Below are 23,482 nucleotides of genomic sequence, written 5' to 3'. Positions count from 1 at the left end.
TGATTCTTAAGGGTTCAGGGCGATCGCTATATAAATTTTTAATCGAGCGATTATTTTGCTAATTGTTATTAAATCTACTATTAAATCTCAGAGTAAAGTACTGGGCTAATCTCAATAAAAGTATCTTATTTTTTGACACTCTTCGCGCTCTCTAGCGACGGAGATTCTTAAGAGATAAAAATCCTTAAAGGGTTAGTCAAAAACCCGCTACACACTCGTTCAAAACTGAATCTGTGCTTACTTTTAATCAAAATATTGGCACTACCATTAATATTTGAGTTACACAAATGCTTCTCTTTAGTCCTATACAATCCACGCTTGATTCTCTTTCCAGAGAAACTTTGTTTGGCTGGACTATCAGCATTGTAAACGGGTATTTCATCTTGGTCGTAAAAACTAGCTTTCGACGAGTAACTTTCTTCTTGTTCTCGGTACTCAATACCATATCTACAGCAAAGAGCTTCAAGCTTACGTCGAAGATGCCAAAAAGGTATTTGAACAAAGTTCTGATTGTTAGAACGTCCAATATTAATCTCGCATTTTATACCTGGGTTATAACCAACTATCAGTCTGCCTATTTGATACTCAAGGCAATGGTTAATTATCACCCGCGCAGCTTTGTTCAAATAATCACGAACACAGTTATTACGCCATTGGTAAAGTCGAGCTTGCGCCTTTGTGAAAGAACTTAATACCTTGCTTGTCTTTAGCAGACTGAAGATAAGCATTTTGCTTGTTGTACCACTGATTAATGCTTTTGAGTCGTTTGCCATCAATCAAAAAATGATGCCCGTTACAATCAATACAAGCACACAAATTATCAACTCCCAAATCAATAGATATTGCCTTGTGAGGATCGATAGATGTTTCGATTTTCTCGTCTTCATATATGTACTCAACTTCAAACCATCGAGCCGAGTATTTTGGATGTATTCGTACCTCTTTAATTTTCTTGTCTTTCAATCTTTCTGGAAGCTGAATTTTAACTTCGCCATATTCCTTTTTAAACTCGCGAGACATGGGAACAGTAAATGCTCCATCTTTGAGTTTGATTCTTGGAATAATCAAAGGGAAGTATCCCTCTTTCGGCAAGTATTTAGGCAACTGTGGCTTTTGGTCACAACGTCCAATACTAATAGCCTTAAGCAATCCCAGAAAAGACCTCATGCTTCTATCTACCACTTTCATAGTTTGTTGAGCAATATCGGTATTAAGCAGCCGATAGTTCTCATTCGATTTACAGATGTGATAGTTAGATTCGTAACTCAGGCGTTTTCGCATCTGAAAGAAATACTGCCTAGATTCGTACAGTGCCACGTTAAAAAGATTTTTGCTCAAGCGACACAATGCAGTCAGAGCATTAAACTCCTGCTGGCTAAGTCTTCTGAGTTGATTCTTTTGAGTGGCGTACATTTAAAGCTTAATTCACTGTATAAATATTATATAGCGAATTAAGATTGTTATAGCAAATATTCCACTGACGTTTAAAAACGTTTCACTGTTTTTCCTCCGTGCGAATCACGCGACACGGTTTCCAAACTGCGTACATCATGAAAACTATTTCTTTACTTTCCTCTTTTAATCTCGGAATTATACTCACTGGTTTCCTTACTTCAGTCAGCAACGCACAAATCGTTCCCGACGAAAGTTTGCCAGATAATTCTGTAGTTAATTCTGAAGGAAATGTGATTCAAATTGATGGGGGAACAACCAGAGGAGACAATCTTTTTCATAGCTTTGAAAGGTTTTCTATTCCTGAAGATACTACCGCTTCTTTTAATAATGTAACTTCTATTCAGAATATCTTTTCTCGCGTTACAGGCAATTCTCTTTCTCACATCGAAGGCATTATCAAATCTCAGGGTGCTGCTAATCTGTTTCTGATTAATCCCAATGGGATTATTTTTGGTGAAGGTGCGAGTCTTAATATCGGAGGTTCATTTTTAGCTACCACTGCTGAAAGTATTCTTTTTGCTGATGGTACAGAATTTAATAGCACACCCACTAACACCACTCCACTATTAACTATATCTGTTCCCATTGGTTTAAATTTAGGTACAAATCCAGGGCAAATTATTAATCGTTCTGTGGCTGATAATGTAGGTTTGCAAGTACCCACAGAAGAAAGCATTTCTTTTATTGGTGGAGAAGTTAGTTTTGCTGGTGGTTTAGCTACTGCGCCACGGGGTAATATTTCAGTACTAGGAAATACGGTTAGTTTACTGGATAATTCTCGTATTAATGTCTCTTCGGATACAGGAGGAGGTACGGTTTTTGTTGGGGGTGGTTATCAAGGTAGAGATGCTTTAATTAACGCTAACAGAACTTATATCGATCGTACTGTCACTATTAATGCCGATGGTGTAACGAAGGGGAATGGCGGGAGAGTATTTGTCTGGGGAAATGAAGTAACGGGCTTTTATGGGGATATTACCGCTAAAGGAGGTAGTGAATCTGGTAATGGAGGTTTCGTAGAAGTATCAAGTAAACAGCACCTAATTTTTCGCGGGGATGTTAATACTAGTGCCGTAAATGGTTTTACAGGAACATTATTACTCGATCCTACTAATATTATCATTGCCAATGGTACGGGAGATGAGACGGGAGATGGCACAGATACTTTTTCAGGTAATAATTCTGGGGAAGTTGGTGCTATTCTGAGTACTCCCTTAAGTGAAATCGATGACACCGCCCCCACTACTATCTATGAAACAGAATTGGAAGGGTTATCAGGAGATACTAACGTTATCTTACAAGCAACCAATGATATTACTCTGGAAGATTTAGTCGATGACGAATTAACTTTTGCCCCTGGTAGTGGGGTAATTGCTTTTACCGCCGATGCAGATAGTGATGGTGCGGGAGATTTTGTCATGGAAGATAATACTATTGTTTTTGATAGTGAATTATCTGAAGTTGTTGATGCTGATACCATCGCGACTAATGGGCGGAGTATCGCTATATCTGGAGCAAATTTAACTTTAGGCAACATCAACACTACACTATCCACATTATCTGACGCAGGGGACACAATTGAAACTGCTTCAGTCATCAGTAATGATTCGGGTGATAGTGTAGAAAGTATTTCTGGTTTTCTCTCCGAAGTTGATGACGTAGATGTTTATCAAATTTTTCTCACAGGAGATGGTACTTTTTCTGCTAGCACAGTTAATGACACAGAGATAGATAGTCAGTTATTTCTTTTTGATGCATCAGGAATCGGCATCTATAGCAACAATGACAGTAGTAGCGAAATAATTCAATCTACCTTACCCGCAGAAAATTCTTTAACACCAACCACACCAGGTATTTATTATCTAGCAATTAGTGGCTTGTTTGTCGATCCTTTTAGTGAGGGCGGTTTTATTTTTTCTGATGACTTTCAAGCTGTCAACGCTCCCATAGGTGCAGGTGGTACATTCCCTTTAAGTGATTGGGATGATGAAATTGTTAACGATCTTCCAGGTGCGTTTATTATCTCGAATATAGGACAATATACGATTAACCTAACGGGAGTTGCAGGAAACCAAAACACATTCAATGAAAGTCAAGTATCGGGTGATAGTGGCTCGATAACGCTCAATGCTACTAATGGTAATGTGAGTTTTGCCAACCTCGATAGTTCGGCAGATTCTAGTGCGGGGGGAGATATTACAGTCAATGCTACTGGCGATCTTAATGTAGTTACGGATGGATTACTAACCATTAATTCTTCATCTAATGAAGCTGCTGCGGGTGCAATCAGTCTCCATTCCTCCCAAGGAAGCATTAATTTAACTAACTCCTCTTTACTTGCAACTTCTAATGGTGAAGATGGTATTGCAGGGGATATTAATCTTACTGCAAATTCAGGCATATCTTTAACCAATACAAGTATCGATACTCAGGCTTTTGGCAATAATGGGAGAACGGGTGATATAACCATTGAAGCTCTTAATGGCTCAAATGTAGAATTAATAAACGATGCTGATTTTTCGTCTACTATTTTTATTAACTCTTGGGCAAATGTTCCAGGTGAAACAACTGGTGGAAAACTTCAGATTACTGGTGGTGACATTACAATTGATAATTACTTTTTTGACAACTTTGTTCGCGGTCAAGGAAATGGTGATGATATATTAATCGCGGGTAATTCTATAAATATTCAAAATCTTAGTTTAATTAATTCCTTGACTTTTGACGAAGGTGATGGAGGGAATGTTTTTATTAGTGCAGATTCAGTTAATATAATCGATGCAACTTCCATTAGTACGAGTACATCAGGAGAAGGGGATGCTGGAGATATAAATATTGATGTCACTAATGCTGGTATATTTAACCTTTCTAATAGTCAGATTGAGACAGATAACATCCAATCTAGGGAAGGGAGAATGGGAGATATTAATATTAATGCTGGTGAGATTTCCTTAGATAATGAGGCGGAAATTGAAGCTACTACTAGGGGAGTTTCCGCAGAAAATACAGATATTACCGCAGGAAGTATTAACCTTAATGCTGATGGAGAGATAAGGATTAACAATAGTTCTATTGATACGGAAATTGTAGGCAATCGCAGTGGTGCTAATATTAATATTATAGCTAGTTCTGTGAATATTAGCGATCGCGGTTTAATTTTTACTGAGACATCAGGGGAAGGAAATGCAGGAAGTATCAAGATTGATGTTACTAGTGGCGGTGCATTCAACTTAGCTGGTAGTTTTATTTTTACTAATACCTCTGGTGCAGGTGATGCAGGAAATATTACAGTTAATGCTGGTTCGATATTTATTACCGAAGGATCGGCAATTACTGCTAAAGTCGCATCAGAATCGGAAACAGATGTTTCTCAAGCAGATCTAGATTCAGAGATTTTTCTGTTTGACGATCAAGGAAATTTATTAGCAGAAAATGATGATTCCGAGGTTTCTGAAGGGGAAGCAGGGCTTTTCTCTGGCTCAGTGGCAAATTCTTTTCTGGAATATACTTTTACGGAAGATGGTAATTATGTCATTGGCGTAGGCGCATTTGATTCTGTGGCTGAGGAAGGGGAAATTAGTGGTGACACCATTGCACGAGGAGATAATTATACTCTGCAAGTTTCCATTGAAAATCATCCTACTTCTGGGGAGACTAATAATTCAATTGCCAAGATAGAGTCTAATGACTCTTTAGATACAGCACAAAAGATCGATAATTCTTTTTCTAAAAGGTTTAATTCTAATATTCAGAATTCTACTGCAATTCCTCATGTTTCCATCTCAGCAGAAGGTAATGATACCTTTGATTACTATTCCTTTAATGCTACAGCAGGAAGTTTCGGTCTTTTTGATATCGACCAAATTAATACAGATAATACAGTTCAGCCAGGAAATGTTAAAGCAGGAGATATTAACCTCAATGCTACGGGAAATATAACTATTAGGGATAACAGTACCGTATCAGCTTCTACCACAGGAAGAGGTATAGGCGGAAATGTTAATATTACAACTCCCAACTTACTGACAATTCAAGATAATTCTACTGTAGTAGTAGGTAGTGAAGGATTGGCAACCAGTGGTAATGTCTCCATTAATTCGGGCTTTTTAACTTTAGAAAGTAACAGTCAAATTTCTGCCACCACCGCATCTGGAGAAGGAGGTTTGCTAGACATTAAAGTAAATAATATCTTAGAAATGCGAGATAGCAGTTTAATTTCTACAGAAGCAGGTGAGGCTGGTAACGGAGGGGATATTAACATTGATACTCAATTTATCCTGGCATCTCCCAATCAAAATAACGATATCATCGCTAATGCAGGAACGGGAAGCGGTGGTAATATCAGAATTAAAGCAGAATCTTTATTTGGTATAGAAGAACGTTCCTTAAATCCCTTCACTAATGATATCAATGCTAGCTCCGATTTTGGTTTAGATGGCACGATTAATATTGATACTCCTGATGTCGATCCTACATCTGGCATTATTGAATTACCAGATGTACCTGTTGATGCAGAAGCAATTTTTGCTCAAGATTTGTGTAAATTTGAAGATGACAAAATAGCTAAAGGAAGTTCTTTCATTATTACAGGTCGAGGCGGTTTAACTCCTACATCAGAAGAATCTTTGAGTAATGTAGATAATGTTGTGGGATGGGCAAATCGCGATGATATTCAAGTAAGTGAAAATGGTGCGGTAGGAGTACGTCAACGTGCTAAAGATAACACATTAGAAACAAGTTATCCTGTGATTCAGCAATCTCAAGGTTGGGTAATTAACTCTGATGGTAGCGTCTGGCTGGTAGCAAATGCTCCTGAAACTATTCCGCAAAATTCAGGTATAGTGCATCCTAGTTGTCCCGTTTCACCGTAGCCGATCTATTAATCAGTGTGTCTATTAGTCAAATAGCTATCAGCTATAAGCTCTAAGCTCTAAGCTTGGCAACTTTCAAAGAGCTTGCACTCCCCCTTGTTGTTTGCCCCCTCAAAAGGGCTAACAGCTTACAGCTTTGTAAAGCACAATTTACGATTTTATAGCTTTGCTGTTTGCCATTTACGAACTGAATTAATTAAATAAATTGCTTCACATTCTGGTAAATCTTTTAGCTTAATTATTGCTTCTTTGATTTCTTGCTTTTCTAATAAATAGGCTCTAAATGTACCAGCTAATAAACCACTATTTACAGGAGGAGTAAACAATTTACCATCGCGTTTGACTACAATATTAGCAATACAAGTTTCAGTTATTTCTTGACGTTCATTCCAAAGCAAAACATCATCATAGTTAGGGTATTTGTGGCGAATATTATTATAAAAGCTGCGATTAGTAGTTTTGTGATAAAAGAAAGGATTATGAAGATCGATCGGTCTTTTTGCTATAGCTAAATTAACAGTTTTTGAGGGATGATCGGGAGTAAAAGGAATAGCTTTGATGGTGATATTTCCTTTCTGATTAACCATTAACCTGACTTTATAAGGCTGGTCTTGTAGTGAATTAGTGAACTCTAATAACTGTTTGTCAATAGCCACTAAATTTACAGTAAATTTAAAATATAAAGCAGTATCTTGTAGCCTTTGTAAATGATAATCTAGTAAAAAATAACCCTCATGAGGAGTCCAGAGAATAGTTTCTAAAAGCTCAAAATTTTGATTTTTATTAAGTAACACACGAGCTTTAATTTGACATTCTTCATATTCACTGACACTAACGGAATCCCAAACAATACCTCCGCCTACGCCATATTCGGCACGATGAGCTTTTTTATCAATTAAAACAGTACGAATTGCTACATTAAACTGTGCTTGATTTTCAGGAGTAATCAAACCAATTGTACCCGTATAAATATTGCGGGGTGTCTTTTCTAGCTGACGAATAATTTCCATCGTGCGGGGTTTGGGTGCGCCTGTAATAGAAGCACAAGGAAATAAAGCTTTCATAATTTCTGGTAGACTTACTTTTGTGTTTGCTGTCACCGTAGATGTCATCTGCCATAATGTAGGGTACTGTTCTACATCAAATAAACTAGGAACTTTGACACTATAAAGCTCGGCAACTTTAGCTAGATCGTTACGAATCAGATCCACAATCATCACATTTTCTGCCCGATTTTTTGCCGAATTATGCAGCCATTGGGCTAATTTGCGATCGCCTTTTAAAGTATAACCCCTCGCAGATGTCCCTTTCATAGGGCGAGTTACTATCTGATTTCCATCCCAAGAGAAAAATAACTCAGGAGAAGCCGAACAAATAGCATAATTTTCTAAATCAATATAAGCTGAATAGTTTGCTTGTTGCGCTTGAGTAAGATGCTGAAAGTACTTCCATGCATCTCCTTTAAAATCGGCTTGTAAGCGCATAGTGTAATTAACTTGATAGGTATCACCACAGCTAATATACTGTTTAATTTGAGTAATAGAGCGATCGTATTCTGCTTTAGTAACTGTAGGCGACCAATTGAGATTATATTCTTGAGGTGTAGCTGGTGCGGTTAAATCAATTTTTTCTGGTTGCTGATATAGCCCAAACCACAGTAAAGGAAAATCATCAGACTCATAAGTAACTAAAACATCATCAAAAGCAGTTGCAGCTTCATAACTAATAAAACCCACTGCATACATCTTATTATGTTGAACCAATTCGTTAACTAATTGCAGTTTGGCGACGACTTCTGCAAGATTATAAGTTTCAACTACGTAGGCTGGTTGTGTAAATTTTAGCCATTGTTTTTGTTGAGCATCATGAATAACGATCTGATTCATAGATATCTAAAAGCAAAGGTGATTCAAAATGTATAGCTTTATTATCTCGAATTCAGAAAAAATAAGTAAAGAAAATGAAACCTCGTCCAGTCCTAGAAATGGAGTTTTAAGAAAGGTAATAAATAATAGATAATAGACAATAGCGGTCGGTATCAAGTTTAATTTTTAATTAAATAGAACTACTTGAGAGTTTTAGGTGATAAATAGCGATGAACATCAAGTTGTTTGGCTAGATGAAATTTGATTTTTTTGCCAGCGCACTGCAAGAGAAATCTCTTTGAGATTGTTTACTTTGATCTTGTTTGGTGTAGATTAACCCAATTAAACAGAAAATAGGTCAAACACATGATTGTACTGACAATTTACTTCTAAAACCCAACACTCGATACTCATCACCCCACACCTCAATTTAACTATTTCAGGTTTTATAGAGTCAGCATTCAGCAGTATTTTATGCAGATTTGATACCGATCAAATTTTCCACTAGAGATAAAACATCAGTACGAGTTAGTTTTTCTTTGCCAAGAGCGATCGCTTCTAGAGTCCCAAAAGCTAAAGCTAAAGGAATACGGCAAAAATCTAACGCAGGGCCATCAGAAAGAGCATCAGTATACAATTTAGCTAAATTAAGCTGATAACGGGCGTATTGATGCATATCGTGGAAATCCCAGCCTTCAGGAAAAAAATCTACACCGCGTTTTAAATCTTCTTTTCGATTACGAATAATATTAACCGCTTGTAGACCTCGACCAAAACCGATCGCCTGACTACGATTAGTGGTTGTGCCATCATACCAATTCCAAAGATCGCTGAGTAATAAACCCACTGCTCCAGCAACACTAAAAGTATAGCGATCTAAATCTTCTTTAGACTTAATTTGCCAATCATTTTCCGCCCAATAAGCCATACGATCCGCCATAGCTGCGGTAGCATCCCAAATACGAGGTCCTATGCTATTATCCGCTAACAGTGACCATTCAGAAATACGTAAAGTAACTTCTGGTAATACGTTTTGGTAAGGTTGGAAACTTTTACTGAATGGATTTTCTTGGAAATTGTAGTTTTGAGATTGTAGATGAAGGCTCATAGACCTTAATAGTCTGGCTTTGGTTTCTACATCTAAAATATCACTGTCTTCAACTTCATCGATCGCTCGCATACACAGATAAGCAGATGCTACGGCAGATTGTAGTTGTTCTGGTAGAAGACTTATGGGAATATAGAAGGTTCTGCTCGTTTGTTTAAGGATTTCTAAAGCATTGCTACGAAAATCCATGAATCCAACTCCTCACACTTTGACTTTCGGATAGCATACAATGAATTTCTTATTTCTTGATGAAAATAGGACACTTTTTTTGCTTACTATGTGAAAAATTTAGCTAACTCACAAAATCCTTGCGCTTCTGAAAAGCTTGTAATATAAGTGGGTTGATGTTGTAAGCGATCGCTATAATGAACAATATTTGCCACCCCTACGGATAAAGGAAAATAATTCTGATTAAATAACGATTCATCATTTGGACTATCACCAACCGTAACTACTTGTTGTGGTGTGAGATGAGAAAAGTGCTTGTTGAGTATTTGCTGTAAACCATAAGCTTTATCTTGCTGTTTGGGTTTAATATGACACTGCACCGTACTGTAAGTAAAACCATAACCCCTGTCTTGGCAACAACGATTCATCGTTTCTAACTGTGGTGGGGTTAGCTCGCCGATATCAAAAGTCCAATCTGTGATCCGAAAACTATTATCAGCAGATTCTATAATCTCAGGAAATTTGCTTTGTAAGAGTTGAAAAACCTCTTTTAGCTTCCAGCGATGACTTTCTAAATTATCCAAGTTAGTAATTAATTCTGAGGTTGCATCCTGATTATTATAAAACAATCCTCCATTTTCGGCGATCGCTCCCACAATAGGCAAATAATTTGCGATCGCACTGACCCAACCCGCAGAACGCCCTGTAACAATTAACACAGGGATATTTTTCACAGCTAAAGATTCTAATGCAATTAGCAATTCAGAGGTAAATTTACCATTTTTAGTTAAAGTACCATCCATATCCGTCGCAATGAGACACACAGGAGATAATATCGCTTTTGTTAGAGGAATCATGATGTTACGTAATTGGGAAACCGCGACGTTTCAACTCGCGGAGGAACAATCGTGAGACGGTTAAAACCGTCCGTGAAATATGATATAGTACATGAAGCTAGAAAATCGCGAAGACATCTGAATTGTAGGTGCAACTCCCTGTATATGGACACCTGGTTAAATGGTAGATTTGGGAAAAGCCCAATCTCGGTGGTTAACACTCTAGACCTAGCCTTGACAAATAAAGCTTTCAGATTGAGCGAAATAAAATCGATCAACATAGCTGGCTATATTTAAATTAAAAGTATGCTCAGACCTAGTTTCTAGGCGAGAGAGTAGGGGCAATTGGCAACGCCTTGATGCAGAAAGTTTATATCGTGGGCTGCTGTGTTCTGGGTAGTTTCTGCTATCCGTTCAAAAGGCATGGTGGTACGTGAAAGCAAGTATGGTTCAAACTGAACTACTTTCAGTTTCTTCTCAAGAATCTCTGTCTTTTTTAAAGCAGAGAGTGTCAAAATTAAGAAAAAAGAAGATAGAAACTATACTCAAATAATTCCTGAAAATTGGACACTATAAGTAAGAATTAAGTAGGAAAGTAAAATCAGATTTTGATGGGACAAAATGTACTCATAACAACTTAGAAATAGTGAGTATTCATTCGTTAACAAATAACAAAGAGCAATTTAGCCATAAGCCAATAACCACTAATAAATAACCATAATATAAACTAGATATAGAGAGAGGAGGTGCGGTGGTTGCAGAAAGATAGCTCAGGCGATCTTTTTGAGGAAAGTCCGGACTCCCCAAAGACCAAACTTGCTGGGTAACTCCCAGTGTAGGTGACTGCGAGGATAGTGCCACAGAAAAATACCGCCAATTTTAAAAGAATGAAGGAAGAAGGACAAAGAATGAAGGATCATTAATTCCTCGTTCCTTACTCCTCAATTCTCATTCCTTAGTTTGGTAAGGGTGCAAAGGTGTCGGTAAGAGCGCACCAGCAACATCGAGAGGTGTTGGCTTGGTAAACCCCAGTTGGGAGCAAGGTCGAAGAGATTATGGTTGGTCTTTTTCCAATCTCGCTTTAGGTGAACCGCTTGAGATGTTTGGTAACAGCCATCCCAGATAGATAACCGCCCTAGAAAGGCTATGTAGTCTCTTCTAGAACAGAATCCGGCTTACAACTCTCTCTCTCTACTCTTTAAGGAAGAAGGAGTAAGGAACAAGGAATAAGAAATAAGGAAAAGTTGGGAAATGATGATAAATTTTTTTTAACGATCGGCAAATTCAATATTTTCGATCTTTACGAAAATATTGATTTTTGTATTGATTTTGTTGATAGTTAATGTAATATTGCGATCGCTGTATTCGGATAGTAACCATTGATTGGAAGCTGTTTTTAAGTAATGCTCTATATAAACTCGATATCGATCGATTAAAATGTATTCTTGAAAAGTATCTATAGTGCGATAAGCTAAAAACTTTTGACGGCGATCGTAGTTTTGAGTAGATTTAGATAATACTTCCGCAATCAAGCAATGAAGTCCAATACAGAGTAAAGTTTTGTTGGGTTAGCAACAGCGTAACCCAACCTACAAAATTTTTTTAATGCCCTTGTCGGCGTAATTCATCTATTGTTGTGTGTTCTTCCAAGTATTCTGCTAACTGAAGAAAATCAGTTCGAGGATGCGATCTACCTCCGTTTGAATTGAATGCTAACTGTGGTGTAGTTCCTTCAACGATATGGTATCCCCAATATAAAAGAGATTTACTGTAGCGAATTTTTGCTGCATCAGGATCGATAAATTTGCATTTAGAATCGGTAGATGTATACTTTGAGAGACTTCTTCTTAAATGATCTCGAAGAACTTGATTTCTGTTAGTAAAGCTTTGATCTGAATGATAGTTATTAATTAAAGCAAACATTTCTGCTTGTGAATTTAGCCTACGAATATGCTTGAATGTCCTAATAATTACATCACAGTTTTTACTAACTCCTAAAGGATTTAAAGTTGTAGGAATAATACAGTAATCAAATTTTTCAACTAAAGACTTCGGATTTTTATCTAAAACAGGCGAACAATCACAGATAGTTATTTTTATATCAGGATAATCTTCTGGTTGCCATTCGTCATGATTAAGAACAGTAATGGTTGTTCCTGTTTCATTTTTATTGATAGGAGGAACAAAAACGCTTGCATCTTCATCATTTATATCTTGTGAAAATAGCTTTCGCAAGTTGCGTTCGGGGTCTAAATCTAGCAAAATAACATCATGTCCCATAAGAGCAAATGCACCTGCTAAATGGGCTGCAACTGTAGTTTTGCCCACGCCTCCCTTACAGGTAAAAACGCCAATATATTTAGTTTTTTCTGCCTCTTCTTTTGTTCCTGAACCACTAAATGTTGTTGGGGGTGTTTCAGGATGATTTGGTTCGAGCTTGTTAGGATTAATATATGTCCAAGAAACTCGATCTTCATTTGCTATAAATATACCTAAACGAAAGTTTTCAGGTTGTCCTGTATTGACATAAGTAAGTGCTGGTTTTGAATAACCATTTGCAGAGATAAACCAACCTTGAGTAAATTTAGATGCAGTTGGTAAGTCTAAAAAACTCTTAAACTTGTCAATCTGTGATACATTACATTTTGCTTTATGGTTTTTAACTTGAACTGCAATACATTCACCATCTTTACGAAGTTAAATATCATACCCTTTTGTATTAGCAGGGGGCAAAATAAATTCATAGCCCTGTCGCTGAAAATGTAACGCAACAACTTTTTCAAAATCGGAAGGATTTTTAATTTTTATCGCTTGAGCAACCATAGAAAATGCATCAATAAATTATTAAACTTTGATATTTATAGATTTCCCAAAAGTACTCGAAAAACAAACGATACAAGCTATGATATTCTATACTTTCTAACCTAATAACCTGTTTAAATGCTTGAAGACCCTCGAAGAAAGCAACAACTACAAAAATTAATTATCAAGCTTGGTTTACCCGCAACTGCTCCTGTAAACTGGAAATTATTAGATTTAGCTTTAATTCATCCGAGTATTTCTACTACTCATAATTACGAACAGTTAGAATTTGTCGGGGACGCAGTCATTAGGTTAGTAGCAGCAGAATTATTACTCGAAACCTATCCTAATGAGCCTGTAGGAGAGTTTGCAGCGATTCGTTCTATAATGGTAAGCGATCGCATTTTAGCAGGGTTAGCCGAGCGTTACGGTATTGAACCTTATCTCATTATTGGCACTAATGCTACAGGAAACCCCATCGGGCGACAATCTTGGTTAGCAGATGCCTTTGAAGCGGTATTAGGCGCGCTGTACCTGAGTACTTACAACATGGACTTGGTGCGTCCTTGGCTAGATGAGGCATTAAAAAGACAAGCAGAAGAAGTCCGCAACGATCCTGCAAGACAAAACTATAAAGATGCTCTCCAAGAATGGACTCAAGGAAAGCATAAAATTTTACCTACTTATAAGGTTACAGAAAACCCTAATTTCCAGACCCCTGAAGCTCGTTTTATTTCCGAAGTTTGGCTACGAGATCGCTTATTAGGTAAGGGTTTAGGCGGTTCTAAAAAAAGAGCCGAACAAGCAGCAGCCAAAGAAGCCTTTTTTGCTTTAAAGGATGAGGAATGAAGTAGCAATTAATCACTAACAATCAACAACGAGCAACGAGCTACCAGCAATTAACAACCAACAAACAATTACTGATAACTGTTATCTTCCTGCATATCTCTCTTCTGCCCAAGGCTCACCCCTTCTGTGATAACCATTTTTTTCCCAGAAGCCTAATTTTTCTTGATTACAAAATTCAATACCATTAATCCATTTAGCACTCTTCCACGCGTAGAGATGAGGCACTACAAGGCGCATAGGACCTCCGTGATCTGGAGGAAGGGCTTCACCATCAAGGGTGTGGGCAAAAAAGTTTTCTTCTAATAAGAAATCTTCCAGTGTGAGGTTGGTTGTATAGCCACCGTAACAATGTTGCAAAATATGGGTTGCTTTACGCTCTAATTCAACCAATTTCATAAAGTCTAAGACTTTGATTCCTTGCCATTTGACATCTAGCTTTGACCATCTAGTTACGCAGTGAAAATCGGCAGTAAACTCATGCTGTGGTAAAGCCATAAAATCCGACCATCCCAGGGTTTTTTCCTTTGCTAGACCAAAGATCTTAAATACCCATTTATCTTGGCTGATTTGGGGTGTTGCTCCATAGGAGAGAACAGGAAACCCTTTAGCCAGGTATTGTCCAGGGGGAACGCGATCGCTTTCTGCTGCTGCTGGTTTTTCAAAAAATTTTCCTGGCATAATAATTTTCCAGTATTTTTAATTAGCTAATAGCTCTACTAATAATAAATATAGCTAGCTCAAACAGATCGAAACACATCCCAAGCTAGCTATACCAATAATTCTTAATCAAGAACCACAAATTTACTCTTCCTCGTCTTCATCTTCATCTTGAGGATAAACAAAACTATTGGAACGTCCAGATAATACTGATTTGCCTAAAGATAAGGCTTTTCCTGCTTCTACAGCAGCTTTATGTTTCCAATGAGCTTTGCGACTATTGCGCTTTGATTTAGAGGTTTTCTTCTTAGGAACAGCCATATTAATTTAAAAATAATTAAACACAACCTTTCTATTGTAGTTGATTATTTAGTTTAATCAATTTCCTTTTTGGCTTGAAAACTCCTCTCAAACAGTTAAATAGTACTACTTTATTGTCGCTTCTCGAAAATTAGATTATGTTGATGAAGCATTATCAAAAATTGCCGACGTTAAGAATTGAGCATTAAAGCCCTATCAGAGCTTAACGTTCGACCAAACTAGATATTAATTCTTCATCGTTTAATCAAATCAGTAAATTCCATGTTGGATAGCTTAATCCCTCCCCCATCAGGTTCTTTAGAAATATTACCCACTGCTATTAATACAGAAGATAGCCAGAGTAAGATTCGTTTTTCTTTAGTAATTCCTACTTACAACGAAGGAGCAAATGTTCAAGAAATTGTGCGAATTCTCAGTGAAATATTGGATAGTACTATTCCCAATGAGTATGAATTAATTGTGGTTGATGATGACAGCCCTGATGAAACCTGGAAAATCGCTCAAGAATTAACGCCTCAGTATCCTCAATTACGAGTCATGCGGAGACAAAAAGAAAAAGGGCTTTCTACTGCGGTAATTAGAGGTTGGCAAGTAGCCAGAGGAGAAATATTAGGAGTTATTGATGGCGATCTACAACATCCTCCAGAAATTTTACTGCAAATTTGGTCAGAAATGGAGCGAGGAGCAGATTTAGGGCTTGCTAGCCGTCACGTAAAGGGGGGCGGTGTTAGTGAATGGAGTATTGTTCGGCGTTTTTTATCCCGTGGAGCGCAAATGCTAGGCTTGGTTATTCTTCCTGAAGTGATTAGTCGTCTTAGCGATCCTATGAGTGGTTATTTTATGGTGCGTCGTAATGCCATTGTGGGAAAATATCTCAGTCCTGTAGGATACAAGATACTGATTGAGGTAACTGCCAGGGGTGCGATTCGTTGGATAGCAGAAGTGGGATATGTCTTTCGAGAGCGTCAAGCAGGAGAGAGTAAAGTTACTTGGAAACAGTACATAGAATATATTCAGCATCTTTTGAGACTACGCTTCGATCTTTGGCCCATCAAAAGGTTTCTTCGCTTCGGAATTGTTGGTTTCAGTGGGGTGTTTGTCGATATGGGGATGCTTTACCTGTTGAGCGATCCTAACACTCTAGGTTGGGGTTTAACTCGAAGCAAGATTTTGGCTTCAGAAGTAGCCATTATTAATAACTTTTTATGGAATGATGCCTGGACTTTTGCTGATTTTTCCAGTCAACAAAAAGGTTGGAGTAAGCGATTTAAACGTTTTTTGAAATTTAATGTTGTCTGTTTAGCTGGGTTGATTTTAAATGTTTTAATTTTGAATTTTCTCTTTAATCTCGTCTTTGAAAATGTGACTTATGGAAGATACATTGCTAACTTTGTAGCGATAGGTCTAGTCACAAGTTGGAACTTCTGGTTTAACCTAAAACTCAGTTGGCGCGTTACGGATGCAGGAAAGTAATTTCAGTAGGAGCAAGGCAATGCTTTGCCCCTACTAGGTGACTTCATTGATTCCTATGGTTTGTTAAAAGTAAGAGCCTGACCTCTGACATCGGTATTAAAATTACCTCTTTCGTATACTATTCGTCCCCCAACAATGGTAACGATGGGCCATCCTGTTAAGTCCCAACCCTCAAAAGAACTCCATCCGCATTTAGATTTAATTTCTTCTCGTAATACGGGTTTATAGTTATTCCAATCCACCAACACTAAATCTGCATCATAACCAACAGCGATCGCTCCTTTATTGAGTATACCGTAAGCTTTTGCTGGTGCAGTAGACATCCAGTTGGCCACTTGAGCAATGGTGCATTTTCCTGATTTAGCCTGAGTCAACATTAAAGGCAAAGAAGTCTCTACCCCAGGCATTCCTGAAGGGCTTTTAGGATAGGGTTGAGCTTTTTCTTCCAAGGTATGGGGGGCGTGATCTGTGGCAATAAAATCAATTACTCCATCGAGTAAAGCTTGCCAGAGAATTTGATTATTTTCAGGCGATCGCAAAGGAGGATTCATCTGGGCTAAAGAGCCAATTTCAGCATAAGCATCGGTATTGAGTAACAAATGCTGGGGAGTCACTTCTGTGGTTACCCAACTAGGCTTATCTTGCCGTAATAATTCCGCTTCTACCCCTGTAGAAAGATGCAGGATATGTAAACGACGCTGATATTTCTTGGAGAGTTTCAGAGCCAATTTTGTGGCATTGAGGGCAGCTTGTTCATCTTGAATCACAGAATGGATAGAGCGATCGCCCACATCGCTAAATTGTTTTCTTCTTTCTCGAATACGTCCTTGATCTTCTGCATGAACTGCAATTAAGCGATCGCCTTTTGCCAAAATCGGCTCGATTTCTGCTTCGGTACTGACTAGTAAAGCCCCATGAGAAGAACCCATGAAAATTTTGATACCACAAGCAGGGTTTGCTTCACGTAAATCAGGAAGATTTTCTGCCGTTGCCCCCATAAAAAAGCCATAATTAACTAGACACTTGCTAGCTGCTCGTTGTAACTTATCATCTAGGGTTGCCTGAGTAGTTGTTAAAGGCTTAGTATTAGGCATTTCTAGAAAAGATGTAACACCGCCTTTTGCACAGGCTACACTAGCAGTAAACAAATCTTCTTTGTGTTCTAATCCTGGTTCACGAAAATGAACTTGAGGATCGATCACTCCAGGCAACAAAATCAACCCCGTTGCGTCAACAATCTCGTCAGTTTCCTAGGACTAATTTCAGGAGCAATCCCGCTTATTTTACCGTTTTCAAGGCTGGTATCTCCTTGAAGAAAGTTACCGTCTGGTAACAAAATTTGGGCTTGTTTAATTAACAATCTAGTATTGGAGGACATTTGCTTGTGACCAAAAATGATGAAAATTTAGGTGTCAAAACACAGAAAGTTCAACCAGAAGAAAATCCTGTTATTGAAATTGCCAAAACCTTAGCTACTGCTTTTGTTCTGGCGATTGGAATTAGAACTCTAGTTGCAGAAGCACGTTATATTCCTTCCTCTTCTATGGAACCCACTCTGGAAATTAACGACCGCTTAATCATTGAAAAAATTAGTTATCGATTTCGCACTCCCCAAAGAGGGGATGTGGTGGTTTTTTCTCCTACGGATAAACTCAGAGAACAAAACTTTAAAGATGCCTTTATCAAAAGAGTCATTGGTCTTCCTGGGGAAACTATAGAAGTCAAAGGAGGAACAGTCTATGTTAATAATGAAGCATTAAGAGAAAAGTATATTGATGAATCTCCCGAATATAAATATGGGCCAGTGGAAGTTCCTTCAAATCAGTATTTAGTTTTGGGAGACAACCGTAATAATAGCTACGATTCTCATTATTGGGGTTTTGTTCCTCGCGACAACTTGATTGGACGAGCAGTAGTTCGCTTTTGGCCTCTCAATCGTCTCGGCTCTCTGGATGAAACCCCTATCTATCCTGATAGCTAAAAAAAAGGCAAAAAGTAGGTAGGACTAATTAATTTCAGGCAATCCTGCTTATCTTACTGATTTGAGTACCAATATCATATGGGAAAAATTATCGTCTGGTAACAGAATTGAGGCTTGTTTCATTAACAATCTAGTATTGGAGGACATTTGTTTGTGACCAAAAATGAAGAAAATTTAAACAGATGAAACTCCTATCTATCCTGAAAATTAAAGGATGAAGCATGAAGAAAGAAGGATGAACTTTTTCTCTTTCTTAATTCATACTTCAAAATTTATATTTCATCCCTTCCCTAGCGAAACATACTGCTGACAGAATTATCCTCATGAATCCGCCAAATAGCTTCTCCTAAAAGATTTGCTACAGACAGCACGGTTAATTGTTTAAACTTATTTTCTTCGACAAGAGGAATCGTATTGGTAACAATTACTTCTTCAAAAACACCGCTAGAAAGACGACTAATAGCTGGCTCAGAAAAAACAGCGTGAGTAGCACAGGCGTAGATTGCTTTTGCTCCTTCTTTTTGCAGCAGCCTCCCTCCTTCTAAAAGAGTTCCCGCCGTATCAATCATGTCATCGACTAAAATTGCCGTTTTACCCTTAACATCACCAATAACGTTCATCACCTCTGCCACATTATGTGCCTGACGGCGTTTATCGATAATCGCCAAAGGTGCATCGTTTAGTTTTTTCGCAAAAGCTCTTGCTCGGGCAACACCACCCACATCAGGGGACACAACAACCACATCAGAAAGCTGTTTATTAGCCAGATAGTCCAGAATTACGGGAGAACCATAAACGTGATCGAGAGGAATGTCAAAATAACCTTGAATTTGTGCAGAGTGCAAATCCATTGCTAGAACTCGATGCGCTCCTGCTTGCACGATTAGATTGGCAACTAGCTTGGCTGTAATCGATTCGCGCCCTGCGGTTTTACGATCTGCTCTAGCATAACCATAATAGGGAAGAACTGCGGTAATTTGTCTCGCGGAGGCTCGGCGACAGGCATCAATAACGATCATCAATTCCATTAGATTGTCATTAACCGAACGACAAGTCGGCTGAAGCAGGTACACATCTGCACCACGAATTGATTCTTGGATTTGAACATAAAGTTCTCCATCCGCAAAACGTTTACGGATCATTGGCCCAAGATCGATCCCTAGATAGCGGGCAACTTCTTGAGCTAAAGGAATATTGGCAGAACCCGCAAATAGGCGAAGACGATTGGAGTCCGACAGCACAGTTTGCTGTGCCATAGACGGAAGCGTTAACATTTGGGTATTGCTCACGACGGAATTTGGAAATTTAGTTCAGGGCAATATTATCACTTTAAGGATAGATGTTATTGGAAAAATGCCAAGGCTAATCCAATAAAAACTTTCGATTTGCTTAAATATAGCCTTTAATACAAAACTTTAACTAATACTGCACACAGTCCTATATTTTAGTTAAATTTTTGAGTGCAATAAAACAATTACATTGTAGGTTTGAATGCACAGTATAGGCATCAGTACATACTACTAATATTTTCGATCTTAATACTTATCTCGATTCAGTATCATACAGTATTGACATATTTAAGACTTTCGCAAGCTGCCTTTTTCTACTTTAGTTACTTAATTATCCATGTTTATCCGATATCGATCCCCACTTTATATAATCTCGATCTTAAGTAATTATTTGCTCTTCTATTTAATTAACATTTCTTGCCAAGGTAGCGACAGGATATTAGCATGAATCACCAAAAATAAACACAAATAAGCCAAAATGCTTTATAGTATTTTAAGCTTATGAGTCAACAGCAAATTCAATGAAAAATTCGCTTTTAGTGACAGGAACTAACACAAATGTGGGAAAAACTTTTGTGACTACTTCCTTAGTATATTATCAACACAAGTATCAAGCTACCAGTAGCTTGGGCTTGCTTAAGTTGATGCAAACGGGTGTAAGCGATCGCGAATTGTATGAAGAGTTGTTTGCTCAACAAGATTTGATTACAGTCATGACTCCTTTACAGTTTACAGCACCTCTAGCTCCTCCCATCGCTGCGATTAAGGAGCAAAAAACTATCGACCTTAAACTGGTGTGGCAAAGTTTAGTCAGTTTACAACAGCAACAAGATTTTGTCTTAATAGAAGCTCTTGGGGGTTTAGGCTCTCCTGTGACAGAAGAGCTAACGGTGGCAAATATTGCTGCTGATTGGCGTTTACCTACTATTTTGGTTGTTCCTGTGGAGTTAGGCGCGATCGCTCAAGCTGTGGCAAATACTGCTCTTGCAAGAAGTCTCAATATCAATCTTAAAGGGATTATTTTAAGTTGTACTTCAGCAGAAAATGAAACACAACAAAATGATTTAGCACCAATAGAATTAATTGAATCTTTAACTCAAATAAAGGTTTTAGGAACCTTACCCTATATTGCAGATATTCGCGATGGTGATAATTTAGCAGCTATAGCTTCCAATTGGGATTTGGAATTAATGGGAATAAACCACCGCAATATATCAACAATAGTTTAATTTATGGGGTAGTTTAGTTGAAATTTAAGCTTAAATAACCACTACTATTCTAAAATATGGGAATTTAAGCCTAGATCGGCTAAGGAACGAGAGGTGGTTTCTGCTTTAGAGCGATCGCCAAATGCGCCTACTTGTAACATCGATTTACCTTGATATACAGTGCTGAAGGCTTCGGGATAGAGGGATTTTACTTGTGCTTGTTGGTTGTTGTTAGAAGCTTCGACTAGAACTCGATACTTGACACCAGTAGTTGTAGAAGTAGCCAACAACTCGGATGAGCTATTAGTAGAATCAAGAGCGGTATTGCTTCCTCCGTCGGCTTCAGGTGCAGAAAAGACATATTCTCTACCTTCAGATTGAGAAGCAGGATTATCAACAGATGTTGGCGAGGATAATATCTCTCCGTCTGCTGCTGGAGGTTTGCTTTCTACTCTTTGAGATTGAGAAACAGGATTATTGATAGATGGTGGTGGGGGTAATATCTCTCCGTCTGCTACTGGAGGTTTGCTTTCTACTCTTTGAGATTGAGAAACTGTTACGGTTTGATTATTATTTTTTTGGGGTAAGGGATTATTTCTTAAGCGGGAAAAGTTATTTTCTGTGGATTCATTGTTGTTTGATACAACTTCTTCTGTAGAAACAGGAGAACTGGCATTATTGCTAAAGTCAACTTTTCCAGATACTTGTCCGTTAACTTTTGTTCCTGTAGCACTAATTGTGTGATCTGTAATATTTTGAATATCTAATTTTTGATTATTCCGAAAAGTGTTATTGCCAGGTTGAGTAGAGATACCCAAATCAACTTTAGCATTAGCGATCGCAACTAAGCCAGATTCTAGAGAAGTAGTAATAGTATTGTTGCGTAAAACACCCTGAGAATTACCTTCTAAAATTACAGCAATTCGATTGCCTTTAAAAGTATTATTTTCTAATAAGGGAACTGCATTTTGTACGATACTAACTCCGAAGCCTGTACTATCAAAAGTATTACCTTTTACTTGGGGTTGAGATGTTCCATAAATTAGTAAGCCATTGCCAGAATTATTATGAAAGTAATTATTAGTAATTATCGGCTTACTATTACCATTTACTGATAATCCTGTATTACCATTTTGAGAAAAAGTACTATCAGATACTTGGGGACTTGCCGATTCTATCCATAAACCATGTCCTCTACCATGAGGATTGGTAACAGTAACTCCAGCAATCGTTCCTGCATTTCTAATCGCTGCAATGGTAACGTTTTGCTCGGCTGCGGTAGGACTAATGAAAGCACCATTACCTTCAATAACTACACTATGTCCTTGTCCTCCAGTCAAACCTTTAAGCGTTACATTATTGCGGATAATTAAGGGAAAACTTTCCCCTGTTGTTTCGTTGTAATCTCCAGGTGCTAAAGATATTACGGCATTATCTTGTGCAATCTTTAAAGCCTGAGTAATTGTCTTTAAAGGAGTATTTCTTGCCCCTTGATTATTATCATCACCTATCTGAGAATCAACATAAATTATTGTAGTTTCAACTCTCACTTCTTGGGCAATTGAAGGCTGAGTAACGAGGGGAATTATCGAAGATATAGGTACGATTACCGATATTAGTAAACCATAAACGTATTTGTGCTTATTGCGATCGCCAATCATCTTCTTACTACTCCTTGAAAGCATTAGATTACTTTTTCTTATTGGGTTCTATAGACGAAATTTTACTTTATCAAGTTGCATGAATTTTGTGATTAATAACGTATAATTGCGAGAGTTTAGACATTACTGATTAAATTTAACTAAGTGAAATTATACCTTTATCATACTCCTGAAGAAACCCCCAGTGATTCTCTTCCTGATTGCGCTGTAGTCATTGATGTCCTGAGAGCTACTACCACAATTGCTACGGCTTTAAATGCTGGTGCGGAGGCTGTTCAAGCTTTTAGTGATATCGATACTTTGATGGCAAAATCAGCAGCTTGGGTAGCAGAAAAACGTCTCCGAGCAGGAGAAAGAGGAGGAAAAACAGTAGAAGGTTTTGATTTGGGAAATTCCCCTCTCAATTGTACTTCGGAAGTTGTTACAGACAAAAGATTATTTTTGACTACCACCAATGGTACTCGTGCATTACAAAGAGTAGAAAAAGCTCCTGTTGTGATTACGGCTGCTCAAATCAATCGCCAAGCTGCGGTTAACTACTTATTAGCCAAGAAACCTGAAACCGTCTGGATAGTAGGCTCTGGATGGCAGGGAACTTACTCGATAGAAGATACTGCTTGTGGTGGTGCAATTGTCGATTCGATTGTGCAACAGGACAATATTTCTCTATCAGAAATTACAGGTAATGATGAGGTGGTTGGCGCATTTTCTCTTTATAAACAATGGGAAAATAATTTATTAGTCATGTTTGAACATTCTAGTCATGGTAAGAGACTTTTAGGCTTAAATTGTCAAGATGATTTAAAATACTGTGCTGAGACAGATATTATGGATATTTTGCCTATTCAAAAAGAACCAGGTGTTTTAGTAAAACTATAAGTAATAAATTGATATTTTAAGTTATAGGGTGGGGCGATGCCTCGCTCTATTGTTATTGA

At 37.9% G+C, this 23,482-nt stretch carries 16 protein-coding genes, 1 other RNA gene and 2 pseudogenes; 7 read left to right on the top strand and 12 right to left on the bottom strand.

From position 1 onward, the window contains the following. Positions 1–167: 167 nt before the first annotated feature. Positions 168–1,413 (bottom strand): annotated as a pseudogene (locus H1P_RS39255) (RNA-guided endonuclease InsQ/TnpB family protein). Positions 1,414–1,550: 137 nt separating this feature from the next. Here H1P_RS39255 and H1P_RS06125 point away from each other — a divergent pair. After that, positions 1,551–6,326: a DVUA0089 family protein gene (locus H1P_RS06125; RefSeq protein WP_144865159.1), complete on the top strand. Its 4,776-nt coding sequence runs from the start codon at positions 1,551–1,553 to the stop codon at positions 6,324–6,326. Positions 6,327–6,484: 158 nt separating this feature from the next. Here H1P_RS06125 and pabB read toward each other — a convergent pair whose 3' ends face one another. From pabB to H1P_RS06110, 3 genes are all read right to left on the bottom strand, one after another. Further along, positions 6,485–8,212 (bottom strand): aminodeoxychorismate synthase component I, encoded by a 1,728-nt coding sequence (gene pabB / locus H1P_RS06120; RefSeq protein ID WP_144865157.1) that lies wholly within the window; start codon positions 8,210–8,212, stop codon positions 6,485–6,487. Positions 8,213–8,663: 451 nt separating this feature from the next. Next, the gene (locus H1P_RS06115; protein ID WP_144865155.1) at positions 8,664–9,488 is read right to left on the bottom strand and encodes a squalene/phytoene synthase family protein; all 825 of its coding nucleotides are present in this window, start codon (positions 9,486–9,488) and stop codon (positions 8,664–8,666) included. An 86-nt stretch (positions 9,489–9,574) separates the two neighbouring features. After that, the gene (locus H1P_RS06110) at positions 9,575–10,324 is read right to left on the bottom strand and encodes an HAD-IIB family hydrolase (protein WP_144865153.1); all 750 of its coding nucleotides are present in this window, start codon (positions 10,322–10,324) and stop codon (positions 9,575–9,577) included. A 717-nt stretch (positions 10,325–11,041) separates the two neighbouring features. On the opposite strand from H1P_RS06110, the gene rnpB reads away from it, so the two are divergent. Beyond that, positions 11,042–11,497: RNase P RNA component class A (gene rnpB / locus H1P_RS06105), an RNA gene on the top strand. A gap of 74 nt (positions 11,498–11,571) precedes the next feature. Here the strand turns inward: rnpB and H1P_RS06100 are convergent. The 3 genes from H1P_RS06100 to H1P_RS38805 form a co-directional block, all read right to left on the bottom strand. Beyond that, positions 11,572–11,835 carry a Uma2 family endonuclease gene (locus tag H1P_RS06100; protein WP_222426954.1) on the bottom strand — a complete coding sequence of 88 codons (264 nt, stop codon included), beginning with the start codon at positions 11,833–11,835 and terminating at the stop codon, positions 11,572–11,574. A 70-nt stretch (positions 11,836–11,905) separates the two neighbouring features. After that, entirely contained in the window at positions 11,906–12,979 is a 1,074-nt protein-coding gene (locus H1P_RS37250; RefSeq protein WP_342799536.1) for a nucleotide-binding protein, read from the bottom strand. 21 nt (positions 12,980–13,000) lie between these two features. Continuing rightward, positions 13,001–13,126 (bottom strand): hypothetical protein, encoded by a 126-nt coding sequence (locus H1P_RS38805; RefSeq protein ID WP_281291100.1) that lies wholly within the window; start codon positions 13,124–13,126, stop codon positions 13,001–13,003. A gap of 117 nt (positions 13,127–13,243) precedes the next feature. Between H1P_RS38805 and rnc the strand changes: the two genes are divergently transcribed. Continuing rightward, positions 13,244–13,954 (top strand): ribonuclease III, encoded by a 711-nt coding sequence (gene rnc / locus H1P_RS06090; protein ID WP_144865149.1) that lies wholly within the window; start codon positions 13,244–13,246, stop codon positions 13,952–13,954. An 81-nt stretch (positions 13,955–14,035) separates the two neighbouring features. Here rnc and H1P_RS06085 read toward each other — a convergent pair whose 3' ends face one another. Both H1P_RS06085 and rpmF read right to left on the bottom strand, forming a co-directional pair. Then, a complete protein-coding gene (locus tag H1P_RS06085; RefSeq protein ID WP_144865147.1) occupies positions 14,036–14,632 on the bottom strand; it encodes a sulfite oxidase-like oxidoreductase in 597 nt (198 codons plus the stop codon). A gap of 123 nt (positions 14,633–14,755) precedes the next feature. Next, entirely contained in the window at positions 14,756–14,932 is a 177-nt protein-coding gene (rpmF, locus tag H1P_RS06080) for a 50S ribosomal protein L32 (protein ID WP_144865145.1), read from the bottom strand. 261 nt (positions 14,933–15,193) lie between these two features. Here rpmF and H1P_RS06075 point away from each other — a divergent pair, with 261 nt between their 5' ends. After that, a complete protein-coding gene (locus H1P_RS06075) occupies positions 15,194–16,405 on the top strand; it encodes a glycosyltransferase (RefSeq protein ID WP_144865142.1) in 1,212 nt (403 codons plus the stop codon). A gap of 53 nt (positions 16,406–16,458) precedes the next feature. Here the strand turns inward: H1P_RS06075 and H1P_RS06070 are convergent. Further along, positions 16,459–17,783, bottom strand: a pseudogene (locus H1P_RS06070) (dihydroorotase). A gap of 6 nt (positions 17,784–17,789) precedes the next feature. Here H1P_RS06070 and lepB point away from each other — a divergent pair. Continuing rightward, complete coding sequence (gene lepB / locus H1P_RS06065) at positions 17,790–18,386, top strand: signal peptidase I (RefSeq protein WP_144865140.1); 597 nt, start codon at positions 17,790–17,792, stop codon at positions 18,384–18,386. Positions 18,387–18,676: 290 nt separating this feature from the next. On the opposite strand, the gene H1P_RS06060 is transcribed toward lepB, so the two are convergent. Continuing rightward, positions 18,677–19,660, bottom strand: a complete 984-nt coding sequence (locus tag H1P_RS06060) for a ribose-phosphate pyrophosphokinase (RefSeq protein WP_144865138.1) — start codon at positions 19,658–19,660, stop codon at positions 18,677–18,679. 536 nt (positions 19,661–20,196) lie between these two features. On the opposite strand from H1P_RS06060, the gene bioD reads away from it, so the two are divergent. Next, entirely contained in the window at positions 20,197–20,904 is a 708-nt protein-coding gene (bioD, locus tag H1P_RS06055; protein WP_144865136.1) for a dethiobiotin synthase, read from the top strand. A 44-nt stretch (positions 20,905–20,948) separates the two neighbouring features. On the opposite strand, the gene H1P_RS06050 is transcribed toward bioD, so the two are convergent. Beyond that, positions 20,949–22,544, bottom strand: a complete 1,596-nt coding sequence (locus H1P_RS06050; RefSeq protein ID WP_186375858.1) for a DUF1565 domain-containing protein — start codon at positions 22,542–22,544, stop codon at positions 20,949–20,951. A gap of 144 nt (positions 22,545–22,688) precedes the next feature. Here H1P_RS06050 and H1P_RS06045 point away from each other — a divergent pair, with 144 nt between their 5' ends. Then, positions 22,689–23,423, top strand: coding sequence for a 2-phosphosulfolactate phosphatase family protein (locus H1P_RS06045; protein WP_144865132.1), 735 nt, complete (start codon positions 22,689–22,691; stop codon positions 23,421–23,423). Positions 23,424–23,482: the final 59 nt, after the last annotated feature.

Origin of the sequence: Hyella patelloides LEGE 07179 (assembly GCF_900659865.1) — a bacterium.
GTDB classification, from domain to species: Bacteria; Cyanobacteriota; Cyanobacteriia; order Cyanobacteriales; family Xenococcaceae; genus Hyella; species Hyella patelloides.
The sequence above is the reverse complement of the archived record's forward strand: the minus strand, read 5'-3'. Positions and strand labels throughout refer to the sequence as shown.